This is a genomic window from Haloechinothrix halophila YIM 93223, from assembly GCF_000504245.1.
Taxonomy (GTDB): Bacteria; Actinomycetota; Actinomycetes; order Mycobacteriales; family Pseudonocardiaceae; genus Haloechinothrix_A; species Haloechinothrix_A halophila.
Window position 1 is genome coordinate 2,388,055 of sequence record NZ_KI632509.1, and the last position, 11,596, is coordinate 2,399,650.

At 68.3% G+C, this 11,596-nt stretch carries 12 protein-coding genes; 9 read left to right on the forward strand and 3 right to left on the reverse strand.

The genetic code is table 11. From position 1 onward, the window contains the following. Positions 1-38: 38 nt before the first annotated feature. Entirely contained in the window at positions 39-878 is an 840-nt protein-coding gene (locus AMYHA_RS10820; RefSeq protein ID WP_034270602.1) for a formate/nitrite transporter family protein, read from the reverse strand. A 263-nt stretch (positions 879-1,141) separates the two neighbouring features. On the opposite strand from AMYHA_RS10820, the gene cynS reads away from it, so the two are divergent. The 6 genes from cynS (at position 1,142) to AMYHA_RS10850 (ending at position 6,467) form a co-directional block, all read left to right on the forward strand. Continuing rightward, positions 1,142-1,591 carry a cyanase gene (gene cynS / locus AMYHA_RS10825; protein WP_034270604.1) on the forward strand — a complete coding sequence of 150 codons (450 nt, stop codon included), beginning with the start codon at positions 1,142-1,144 and terminating at the stop codon, positions 1,589-1,591. 228 nt (positions 1,592-1,819) lie between these two features. After that, complete coding sequence (locus AMYHA_RS10830; RefSeq protein ID WP_034270607.1) at positions 1,820-3,025, forward strand: cytochrome P450; 1,206 nt, start codon at positions 1,820-1,822, stop codon at positions 3,023-3,025. Between the two features lie 21 nt (positions 3,026-3,046). After that, positions 3,047-3,262 carry a ferredoxin gene (locus tag AMYHA_RS10835; protein WP_034270610.1) on the forward strand — a complete coding sequence of 72 codons (216 nt, stop codon included), beginning with the start codon at positions 3,047-3,049 and terminating at the stop codon, positions 3,260-3,262. An 81-nt stretch (positions 3,263-3,343) separates the two neighbouring features. Then, positions 3,344-4,603, forward strand: a complete 1,260-nt coding sequence (locus AMYHA_RS10840; protein ID WP_034270612.1) for a glycosyltransferase family 4 protein — start codon at positions 3,344-3,346, stop codon at positions 4,601-4,603. 21 nt (positions 4,604-4,624) lie between these two features. Next, positions 4,625-5,374, forward strand: a complete 750-nt coding sequence (locus AMYHA_RS10845; RefSeq protein ID WP_231104695.1) for a class I SAM-dependent methyltransferase — start codon at positions 4,625-4,627, stop codon at positions 5,372-5,374. Continuing rightward, positions 5,367-6,467: a glucosidase family protein gene (locus AMYHA_RS10850; RefSeq protein WP_051399757.1), complete on the forward strand. Its 1,101-nt coding sequence runs from the start codon at positions 5,367-5,369 to the stop codon at positions 6,465-6,467. The genes AMYHA_RS10845 and AMYHA_RS10850 overlap by 8 nt, the downstream gene beginning before the upstream one ends. Here AMYHA_RS10850 and AMYHA_RS10855 read toward each other — a convergent pair. Continuing rightward, positions 6,436-7,107 (reverse strand): class I SAM-dependent methyltransferase, encoded by a 672-nt coding sequence (locus AMYHA_RS10855; RefSeq protein WP_231104696.1) that lies wholly within the window; start codon positions 7,105-7,107, stop codon positions 6,436-6,438. The genes AMYHA_RS10850 and AMYHA_RS10855 overlap by 32 nt on opposite strands. A gap of 45 nt (positions 7,108-7,152) precedes the next feature. After that, the gene (locus AMYHA_RS10860) at positions 7,153-8,244 is read right to left on the reverse strand and encodes a ferredoxin--NADP reductase (RefSeq protein WP_051399758.1); all 1,092 of its coding nucleotides are present in this window, start codon (positions 8,242-8,244) and stop codon (positions 7,153-7,155) included. Positions 8,245-8,364: 120 nt separating this feature from the next. On the opposite strand from AMYHA_RS10860, the gene AMYHA_RS10865 reads away from it, so the two are divergent. The 3 genes from AMYHA_RS10865 to AMYHA_RS27395 all read left to right on the forward strand — a co-directional run. Continuing rightward, entirely contained in the window at positions 8,365-9,606 is a 1,242-nt protein-coding gene (locus AMYHA_RS10865) for a cytochrome P450 (RefSeq protein WP_051399759.1), read from the forward strand. Between the two features lies 1 nt (position 9,607). Then, the gene (locus AMYHA_RS10870; RefSeq protein WP_034270617.1) at positions 9,608-10,390 is read left to right on the forward strand and encodes an SDR family oxidoreductase; all 783 of its coding nucleotides are present in this window, start codon (positions 9,608-9,610) and stop codon (positions 10,388-10,390) included. 202 nt (positions 10,391-10,592) lie between these two features. Next, positions 10,593-11,596: DUF222 domain-containing protein (locus AMYHA_RS27395; protein WP_169732922.1), on the forward strand; the 1,004-nt coding region annotated here is incomplete at its 3' end.

The following is an 11,596-nucleotide window of genomic DNA, read 5'->3' on the forward strand; positions in this document are numbered from 1 at the left end:
GATGTCGACCCGGCGACAGCGTCGTCCAGCATTCGGCGTCAGGCAGACACCTTCTCCTCCGCGGCGACAGGCTGCGGCCGGGAGGGACCGGTGCGGGCGTGGGTCGCGTACACGGTCAATCCGACGAAGGTCAGGCCGCCGACGATGTTGCCGATGATCGTCGGGATCTCGTTCCAGAGCAGGTAGTCGCCGAGAGAGAAGTCGCCGCCGAGCATGAGTCCGGACGGGAACAGGAACATGTTGACGACCGAGTGCTCGAAGCCCATGTAGAAGAACACCAGGATCGGCATCCACATGGCGATGACCTTGCCGGACACCGACGTCGACATCATCGCGGCGACGACCCCGGTGGAGACCATCCAGTTGCACAGCACGCCGCGGATGAACAGCGTCAGCATTCCCGCCGCGCCGTGCTCGGCGTAGCCGACCGTGCGGCTCTCACCGATCGTGCCGAGTGCCTGGCCGACCTCGTTCGGATCCACGGTGAACGCGAACGTGACGATGATCGCCATCATGAGCGCGACGACGAGCGCGCCCGCGAAGTTCCCCACGAAGACCAGGCCCCAGTTGCGCAGCAGCGCCTTCATGCTCACCCCGGGCCGCTTGTCGATCCAGGCCAGCGGAACCAGTGTGAACACGCCGGTCACCAGATCGAACCCGAGCAGGTACAGCATGCAGAACCCGACGGGGAACAGCAGCGCGCCGACGATCGGCTGACCCGTCTGCACGGTGACCGTCACCGCGAACGCCGCCGCCAGCGCCAGGATGGCGCCGGCCATGAAGGCACGGATCACGGTGTCCCGGGTCGACATGAGCGCTTTGGACTCGCCAGCGTCGATCATCTTCGTGGCGAACTCTGCTGGGGCCAGGTACGACATGCGGTCCCTCTTTTCACTCGGGTGCAGGGGTAGTGAAGACCAGCGAACACCGGCCGGGCGAATCATGGCCCGGCGGGTCACCGGTTGAGTGTGGGCGCGACGTATGTCGTCCGTGTGACATCGGTGGGAGCAAGACGTCACAGTGGCGCTGGTCGAGCCGTCTCAGCGTGAAGAATATGTGTCGGCGGCGTGCGGCGTATGGAGTGTCCAGCCCTTGTCGGCGAGGCTGGATGCGTCCGTACCGACCGTGAGGAGCCTCGCCAATGACGCCGATCATGAGCAAGTCCGATGCCGCCGATCTGGTGATCGCCGCCCGGGTGCGGCGCGGCCTGACCTGGGCCGAGATCGCCGACACGATCGACGCGCCTGTCGTGTGGACGACGGCAGCGCTGCTCGGTCAGCACCCGATGACGTCTGAGCAGGCGCAGCGGGTCTGCGCGCTGCTCGAACTGGACGACGTGGTCGCCGAAAGTCTGCGGTCGCAGCCGTCCCGCGGCGCCGATTCGGCGTCGATGTCCGATCCCACGATCTACCGGTTCATGGAGGCGCTCGCCGTGTATGGCCCGGCACTCAAGGAGCTCATCCACGAGGAGTTCGGCGACGGCATCATGAGCGCGATCAACTTCAAGGTCGACGTCGCCCGCCGCCTGGACCCTGACGGCGACCGGGTCGTCGTCACCTTCGATGGGAAGTTCCTCGACTACCGGTGGTGACGGCGGCATTGGCCGCAGGTCGTGCTGGTTTGCGGAACACGGCGTCGAGACTGCATGACACGGCGTCACGAGTGCAGGACACGGCGTCCGGACCGCATGACACGGCGTCGGGAGCGCATGACACGACGCCACAGCAGATGGACAGCGTTCTGGACAGTTGTTTACACGACACTAGAACGTGTTATACCTTGGCGTGGTTGACGGCTCCAACCACCGGCGAGGTACGCGATGAGCACGGCCAGTGTCACCCTCCACGATCCGGACGTTTACGAGCGCGGCGTGCCGCACGAATTCTTCGCGGAACTGCGTCGTGCATCCCAGCTGTACTGGCAGCCCGAGAGCCCGCCCGGCCGTGGTTTCTGGGCCGTCACCCGGTACGACGACGTGGTCGCAGTCTCCCGCGACGCCCAGACATTCTCGTCCTATGCCGGCACCGCGATGCTGTCCGATTTCGACGACGAGGTGGTCGAAATGCAGCGCGCGATGATGGTGAACATGGATCCGCCGGATCACACCAGACTGCGGAACCTGGTCAATCGCGGATTCACGCCGAGAATGATCGGCAAGCTGGAGCAGAGTATTCGTGACATTTGCCACCAACTCATTGACGAGGTCGCCGAGCGCGGCGAGGCCGATTTCGTCCACGACATCGCGGCGCAGTTGCCGCTGGCGGTCATCGCGGAACTGATGGGCGTTCCCGACGCCGACAGGGAGAAACTGTACGACTGGTCGAACCGGATGATCGGATTCGACGATCCCGAGTTCCAAGTCGAGGGTTCAGACGGCGCGGTGGCCGCCAGCGAGATCTTCGCCTATGCCAACGAACTCGCGGAACGACGCCGGGCCGAGCCGCGCGACGACATCGTCACCAAACTGGTCCAGCCGGACGCCAACGGGGACGTGCTCGACGCGCTTGAGTTCAACATGTTCTTCGTGCTGCTCATCGTCGCCGGCAACGAGACCACCCGCAACGCCGCGTCCGGCGGCATGCTCGCGTTGCTGGAGCATCCCGAGCAGTGGCACCGGCTGCGGGAGGATCGCTCGCTGGTGCCGTCGGCGGTGGAGGAGATCCTGCGCTGGGTCAGCCCGGTCATGGACTTCCGTCGCACCGCGACCCGCGACGCCGTCGTCGGAGGACAGGAGATCAGCGCGGGCGACAAGCTGGTGTTGTTCTATCCCTCGGCGAACCGGGACGAGGCCGTGTTCGACAACCCGCAGGTGTTCGACATCACCCGGGATCCGAATCCGCACATCTCCTTCGGCGGCGGTGGCCCGCATTTCTGCCTCGGTGCCCATTTGGCACGACTGGAACTCCGCATTCTGTTCGATACGCTCGCCGATCGGGTGCCCGATGTGGCACTCGCTGGGCCGGCGCGCAGGCTGCGGTCCAATTTCATCAATGGAATCAAGGAAATGCCCGTGCGACTGCGGTAAGGCGGCCGCGGGGAGGACTCAATGAACGTCATCGTGGATTACGACGCCTGCGAAGCCAACGGCGTGTGCGAGGGATTCGCGCCCGACATCTTTCACCTCGACGAGGAGGACCAGCTGCACGTGCTCGCGCAGCCGGACGAGGACTCGGCGGACCGGGTTCGCCAGGCGGTCCGCGCCTGCCCGAAGGTGGCCCTATCGTTGACCGAGACGGCCGCCGAGTCCCCGGACGATCGGTAGACGACGCGGCGTGCTGAAACGGCCATGCTAGGCTGACCGACCGTCGAGAACGTGTTCTCATTTTGTCCTGTGAGGTGATCCGTGCGGATAGCGCTGCTGTCCTATCGCAGTGAGCCGCATTGCGGTGGGCAGGGTGTCTACGTGCGCCACCTCAGCCGCGGGCTTGCCGAGCTGGGCCACGAGGTGGAGGTGTTTTCCGGTCAGCCGTATCCGGTGCTCGATTCTCGGGTCCGGCTGACCCCGGTGCCGAGCCTTGACCTGTATCGGGAGCCGGACCCGTTCCGTACACCACGCCCGAGCGAGTTCCGCGACGCCACCGACCTGCTGGAACTCGCCACGATGTGGACCGCGGGCTTTCCCGAGCCGCGCACGTTCAGCCGCCGCGTGGCCACGTTGCTGCACGCGCGGGCTGGCGAGTTCGACGTCGTCCACGACAACCAGTCGCTGGGCCCTGGTCTGCTGTCGCTGCGGCGTGCGGGCATTCCGCTGGTCGCGACCGTGCATCACCCGATCACCCGGGACCGCACCACCGACCTCGCGGCGGCGACCGGGTGGCGGCGGCTCACGCTGCGCCGCTGGTACGGCTTCGTGCGGATGCAGGCGCGCGTCGCCCGGCAACTGCCCGAGCTGCTCACCGTGTCCGGCTGCTCCGCCGACGACATCAGCGACGACTTCGCGGTGCCGCGCGAACGGATCCGGGTGGTGCCGCTTGGGGTCGACACCGCGGTGTTCCGGCCGCCCGAGCGGCCCCGCGTACCGGGCCGCATCGCCGCGATCGCCAGCGCCGATGTCCCACTGAAAGGTGTGCGTCACCTGCTGGAAGCCGTGGCCAAACTCCGCACCGAGCGGGATGTCGAACTGACCCTGGTCAGCCGGTTGACGCCGGGCGGGCCCACCGAACGGCTGATCTCCGAGCTGGCGATCGGCGACATCGTGCACACCGTCAGCGGTGTCTCCGACAACGACCTCGCCGGACTGCTCGCCTCGGCCGAGGTGGCCTGCGTGCCGTCGCTGTACGAGGGGTTCTCGCTGCCCACCGTCGAGGCGATGGCCTGCGGCACCCCGCTGGTGGTGAGCAGGGCGGGCGCGCTGCCCGAGGTGGTTGGCGCCGACGGCGAGTGCGCCGACCTGGTACCGGCGGGCGACACCGAGGCGCTCGCGCGCGGTATCGCCGGGCAGCTCGACGACCCAGATCGCCGGGCGAGGATGGGTACGGCGGGAAGGCAGCGGGTGCTGCGCCGCTACAGCTGGACGTCGGTCGCCGCGGCAACGGCCGAGTGCTACGCGGAGGCGATCGAGCGCATGAGGACTGCTTGCAGGTCCGAATCATCGAACACATAGGACTGCTCGCAGGTCCGAATCATGGGAGACGAAGGGAACGACGACATGCTGACCGTGGACTTCGACCGGCTCGGTATCGGGCCGGGACGATCGGTGCTTGACATCGGTTGCGGTGCCGGGCGGCACGCGTTCGAGGTCTACCGCAGGGGCGCCGACGTGGTGGCGTTCGACCAGGACGCCGCCGAGCTGGACGGCGTCGCGGCGATGTTCGCCGGGATGGCCGACGCGGGGGAGGCGCCCGCCGAGGCATCCGCACGGACCATGGTCGGCGACGCGCTGGAGCTGCCGTTCCCGGACGATTCGTTCGACTGCGTCATCGCCTCCGAGGTGCTGGAGCACATCGTCGAGGACGAGAAGGCGATGTGGGAGCTGGCGCGGGTGGTCAAACCGGGCGGAACGGTCGCGGTGACGGTGCCCCGGTGGCTGCCGGAGCGGGTCTGCTGGGCGCTGTCGGAGGCCTACCACCAGGTCGAGGGCGGGCACGTGCGGATCTACCGGGCGAACCAGCTCACCGACCGGCTGCGCACCGCAGGGCTGCGCCCGCTGGGCAAGGACTACGCGCACGCGCTGCACGCGCCGTACTGGTGGCTCAAGTGCGCTGTCGGTGTCGATCGGGAGGACCATCCGCTGACCAAGGTGTATCACCGGATGCTGGTCTGGGACATGCTGCGCGCGCCGTGGCTGACCCGTACCGCTGAGCGACTGCTCAACCCGCTGATCGGCAAGAGCATCGTGGTGTATCTGGACAAGCCGGAGGCCACGGTTGCGTAGGCACGGCATCCCGGCCGTGGCTGGGGTGTTGTCGGCCGAGGACGTCGAGCGCAGCGCCCGTGCCATCGTGGCGGTTCAGGAGCCTTCTGGGGCGATCCCGTGGTTCACGGGTGGGCACGTCGATCCGTGGGATCACGTCGAGTCCGCGATGGCGCTGTCCGTGGCGGGGTTGTGGGGTGAGGCCGAGGCGGCGTATGCCTGGTCGCGGCGGACGCAGCGCGCGGACGGATCCTGGCCGCTGCAGATCCGTGGCAGCCGGATCGAGGACGCCGGTGCTGACACCAACTTCTGCGCTTACATCGCCGTGGGCGTGTGGCACCACTATCGCGTCACCGGCGACGAGGCGTTCGCCGCGCGGATGTGGCCGACGGTGCGCCGAGCGCTGGACTTCGTGCTCGAATCGCAGACCGCGCGCGGCGAGATCGGCTGGGCGAAAGGCGCGGGTGGCGAGGTGTGCTGGGAGGCGCTGCTGTCCGGCTGCGCGAGCATCCACCACAGCCTGCGCTGCGGTCTCGCGTTGGCTCAGGTGATGGGGGAGTCGCAGCCGGAGTGGGAGATCGGACTCGGTCAGCTGGCCCATGTGCTCGCCGAGCATCCCGAGGCGTTCGCCGAGAAGACTCGGTACTCGATGGACTGGTACTACCCGATCCTCGGTGGCGCGGTACGGGGGTCGGCAGGTCGCGAGCGGATCGAGTATCGGTGGCCGGACTTCGTCGTCGACGGGCTCGGTGCGCGTTGTGTGGACGACCATCCGTGGGTGACCGGCGCCGAGACGTGCGAGCTGGTGATGGCGCTCGACGCGCTGGGCGAGCGGGAGCGGGCGCTGGAGCTCTTCGCCGCGATGCAGCACCTGCGGGAAGAGGACGGCTCCTACTGGACCGGGCTGGTGTACGCGGATGGCAAGCGCTGGCCGGAGGAGCGTACGACGTGGACCGCCGCCGCGGTGATCCTCGCCGCGGACGCGCTGTCGCACAGCACACCGGGGAACGGCATTTTCCGGGGCGAGGAGTTGCCGGTCGGTCTCGCGGTGGATCGGCATGCGTGCGGTTGTGACCCGGCTGTCAGGCGGCTAGCGAGCCCGGCTGACCGCTGACGCGGCGCAGCAGCCGTAGCGATCCGACCGCGCTGATCTGGGTGAACGCGCCGGAGTCGAGTGCCCTGCGGTAGATCTGGTGCGGCGCCTGGCCGCCGTCGCGGGGATCGGGGAACACGTCGTGGATGGCCAGCACGCCGCCGTTGGCGACCCAGGGCGCCCAACCTTCGTAGTCGGTGTGTGCCGCCGCCTCGGTGTGCCCGCCGTCGATGAACAGGAAGGTCAACGGCGTGCGCCAGAACGCGGCGACGTCCACCGATCGCCCCACGACCGCGACCACGGTGTCCTCGAGGCCTGCGTTGGCGATGGTGCGACGGAATGTGGCGAGGGTGTCGATCCGTCCGACATGCTGGTCGACGAGATCCGGGTCGTGGTACTCCCAGCCGGGTTGGTGCTCCTCGGAACCCCGGTGGTGGTCCACGGTGACGATCGTGCCGCCGGTCGCCGCGGCAGCGGCCGCGAGGAAGATCGTGGACTTGCCGCAGTAGCTGCCGATCTCCACCGCGATACCGGAGCCGAGTTCGTCGCGCACCGCGTCGTGCAGCGCCAGCCCCTCGTCGGTGGGCATGAACCCTGGTGCGCGCAGGGCGTGGTCGAGCAGGTCCGGGTGCATCGTGGCGTCGTCGCTGGTGGCGGTCACGGGCGTCCTCTCCTCCGTCGTGCCGGGAGTCTCGGGTGAGCGTACTCAGTCCAAGCTGATGCGTACCTGGCGCGTGACCGGGACGGCCTGGCAGGCGAGCACGTAGCCCTCGGCGATGTCGTCGGCGTCGAGGATCTGGTTGTCCACCATGCTGACCTCGCCTTCGACCACCCGACACTCGCACGACGCGCAGACGCCTTCACCGCAGGAGGACGGGACGTCGACGCCGTGGGCCACCAGCAGGTCAAGCAGGCGGGTGCCCGTTGGCCAGTCGATGCGGCGTGGCTCGTCGCCGATGTCGACGTGCAGCGCGACCGCGTCCTCCGTGGCCGTGGACGCCAGGGGACTCGTGGCCGTGACACCGGCGGGCTCCGGGGCATCGGCGGGCACCGCGTCGGCGAAGGGATCGCCGCCGAGCGAACTGAAGCGTTCGAGGTGGATCCGGGACCGCTCGACGCCGAGTTCCCGCAGCACCACTCGCGCCACGGTCATGAACGGCTTGGGCCCGCACAGGAAGACGTCGGTGAACCGCCGACCGGTGAGCAGCCCGCGTAGCCCATGCTCGGTGGGTATGCCCTGCAACGACTCCAGCCAGTGCAGCACGGTCAGCCGCTCCGGGTAGTCGGCTTCGAGCCGGCGCAGTTCGTCGCGGAAGATCACCGCGTCCTCGTCGCGGTTGGCGTAGCACAGCACGACGTTGCCGGTGCCCGCAGCGAGGGTCGACTTGGCGATCGACAGGATCGGCGTGATCCCGCTACCCGCTGCCAGCAGCAGGACGTCGTCGTCGAGCGAGGCCGGGGTGAACACGCCCGCCGGTTCGAGGGCGTCGAGTTCCGTTCCGGGACCGACGTGGTCGCAGATCCAGGTGGAGGCACGCCCATCCGCGATCCGCTTCACCGTCACCGTGAGCCGGTCGTCGGTGTGCGGGGAGCTTGCCAGCGAGTAGCACCGCGCGAGGGCGCCGTGCTCAGTGGGCACCCGCAGCGTCAGGAACTGGCCGGGGCGGTAGCGGAACCGCTCGCGCTGCCGCTCGGTGAGGCCGAACACCAGTGACACCGCGTCGGCCGTCTCCGGGATGACCTCCGCGACTCGCAGCCGATGACTCACCGGTGCTTGCCCGGCACCACTCGCGTTCATGGACAGTAGTCTAGACAGATGTCCAGTCACTGTGCAACAGTCTCGATCGAGGTTGGCGCAAGCCAATTGTCCATAGTACTGTCTGGACATATGTCTAGTACCCGAGCGGGAGGGTCGACCATGACCGAGGTCGCGGCAGGGACGTCGAAGGCATCGGGGACGCCCACGGCATCTGAAGCAGTGGCGTTCAACCCCTACGACTACGCCTTCCACGAGGATCCTTACCCGCTCTACGCGCGACTGCGCGACGAGGCGCCGATCTACCGCAACGCCGAGCTGGACTTCTGGGCGATCTCGCGCTACGACGACGTCGTCGCCGCGTTCCGAGACACCCAGCGGCTCTCCAGTGCGAACGGTGTCTCGCTCGACCCAGCCGCGTACGGGCCGCACGCCCACAAGACGATGTCCTTTCTGGCCATGGACGATCCGCGGCATCAGCGGATGCGCGCGCTCGTCTCGCAAGGCTTCACGCCGCGCCGGGTGCGCAGACTGGAGGACCGGATTCGCGAACTGACCCGGCAGTATCTCGAACCGGCGCTGGCGAAGGGCGAATTCGACTTCATCGCGGAGTTCGCGGGCAAACTGCCGATGGACGTCATCTCCGAACTGGTCGGCGTGCCCGTCGCCGACCGCGATGAACTGCGCCGGCTCGCCGACGCCGTGATGCACCGCGAGGAGGACGTCCTCGACGTGCCGCCGGCCGCGATGGAAGCGGCACTGGAGCTGGTGCAGTACTACGCGGACATGGTGGCGCAGCGGCGCGCGAAGCGCACCGAGGACCTGACGTCGGCGCTGCTGGACGCCGAGATCGACGGCGACCGGCTCACCGACGACGAGATCATCAGCTTCCTGTTCCTGATGGTGGTCGCGGGCAACGAGACCACCACCAAGCTGCTCGGCAACGCGCTGTACTGGGGCTGGCGGAACCCGGGCCAGCTTGCCAAGCCACTGGCGGATCCGGAACGTGTCCCGGACTGGATCGAGGAGACGCTGCGCTACGACACGTCGAGCCAGATCATCGTCCGGACCGTCGTCGAGGACTGCGAGTACCACGGCCAGACCGTGCCCGCGGGCGCCAGGATGCTGTTGCTCGTCGGGTCGGCCAACCGGGACGAGCGGGTGTTCGCCGACGCGGACGACTTCGACCTCGACCGCGACCGATCGGCACAGATCGCCAGCTTCGGCGGCGGCACGCACTTCTGCCTTGGCGCGCACTTGGCCCGGCTGGAAGCCCGCATCGCGCTGACCGAATTGGTCGGCAGGGTGTCGTCGTACGAGATCGACGCGGACGCCGCGCAGCGGGTGCATTCCACCAACGTGCGCGGCTTCGCCACGCTGCCGGTTCGAGTGGAGGTGGCCTGACATGCCCCGGTTCGAGCCCCATCCCGAACGACGTCCCACGGTCGTCACCGGCGCGTCGTCCGGCATCGGCGAAGCCACCGCGCGGGCTATCGCCGCTGCCGGGCACCCGGTGGCCCTCGGCGCGCGCCGGGTGGAGCGGTGTGAGGAGATCGCGGCGAGCATCCGCGCTGACGGCGGCGATGCGCTCGCGCTCGGCCTCGACGTCGCGGACGCCGACTCGGTGAAGGCGTTCGTCGCGGCGGCGACCGAAGCCCTCGGGTCGGTGGAGATCGCGGTGTCCGGTGCGGGCGATCTGGACGCCTCGCTGATCCACGAGCAGGACTCCGACGCGTTCCAGCGCGCGGTCGACGTCCACCTGGTCGGTACGCACCGGTTGGTCGCCGAGGTGGTGCCCGGCATGGTGGAGCGCAAGCGCGGCGACGTCGTGTTCATTGGCTCCGACGTGGTGCGCGCCCCGCGCCCCAGGGTGGGTGGCTACGTGCCTGCCAAATCCGGGGTCGAGGCGATGGCGCGGACCATGCAGATGGAACTGGAAGGCACCGGTGTGCGGGCGTCGATCGTCCGGCCCGGACCGACCCAGACCAGCATGGGCATGGACTTCGACGAGTCCGTCGCTGGTCCGCTGATCGAGGACTGGGCCCGATGGGGCTTCGCGCGGCACCCGTACTTCCTGCGGCCGTCCGACATCGCGAACGCGGTGTCCACTGTGGTCTCACTGCCCCGAGGGGTGAACATGACGCTCGTCGAGGTGGAGCCCGAGGCGCCGCTGGCCGAGCGAGGGTGAGTCGGGAGCGGCCGTAGGCGTCCAGTTAGGTTCGCTGCGCCACCTTCAGCGTGCTCGGTGACGGCGTGTTGAGAGCATGTGTCGCTGGCTGCCGCGACGTCGGTGTCGGGCGGAAATGTCGACGGAAGTGCAGCGGAAGTTCTACGGAGGTTCCACACCTGGTGCTAGAACAGGCGTTCGATGCGCGGGTAGTCTTAAGGGTATGAGCAGCGCAGATGCCCTCCTTCCGGTGCCCGGCCCGTATGGCTGGTGGCAAGCGGCCGACGTGGAGTTGGCTGAGGCGCTGCGGGTGGCTGAGGAGTTGCGGAATCGTGCCGAGGCTGCTCAGGCGGCGGTGCTGGCCGAGATCCAGTCGCGGGGTGTGTTCGCTACGTATGGGTATCCGTCGCTGGCGACACTGCAGCGCGACCTGTTGCGGATCAGCACCACCGAGGCGACCAAGCGCGCTAAGCGGGCGACATTGCTGCACCCCACTCGCGAGGGGACGAGTGAGAAGCCCGCTGCCGCGCCGATGGCCGCGCGGGCCGCGGCTGAGGGTGTGCTCAACCCCGGTCATGTGGACGCGATCAGCGAGACCATGGCCGCGATGCCCGCCGAGGTCGACGACACCGAACGCGCCGGGTATGAGAAGACGCTGATCGATCTAGCGCGGCAGGCACAACCCGCGGTGGTGCGCCGCGCCGGACGCCACCTACTCGCGCTAGTCGATCCCGATGGCCGTGAACCGACCGACGATGCTGAGTTGGCGGAGCCGGAGCGGGAACTGGTGTGGTCCTGGACCCGCCACAACCGCCTCAAACTACGGGGCACCCTGGATGCCGAATCCGGGCAGTTGTTGGAGACGCTGCTGTCGGCGCTGGCCAAGCCCCGGCCCACGGTGGAGGGCATGCCGGATCAGCGCACCACCGGCCAACGCCAGGGGGATGCGTTCGCCGAACTGCTCGACTACACCCAACGCGCCACCGCACGCCCCACCGAAGCCGGCGAAACCCCGGTAGTGACCGTGTCGATGACGCTGGATCAACTACTCCGCCGTGAGCCCCTGATGGATGGTGATCGGGCGGTGCAGCACATGCTGGGCGACACCCCCACCCTGAACTGGGAATCACCCGTCACCGCGGAACAAGCCCGCCGCCTGGCCTGCGACGCCCGCCTCATCCCCGCCGTCCTCGGCTCCACCGGGGAAATCCTCGATCTGGGGCGTGA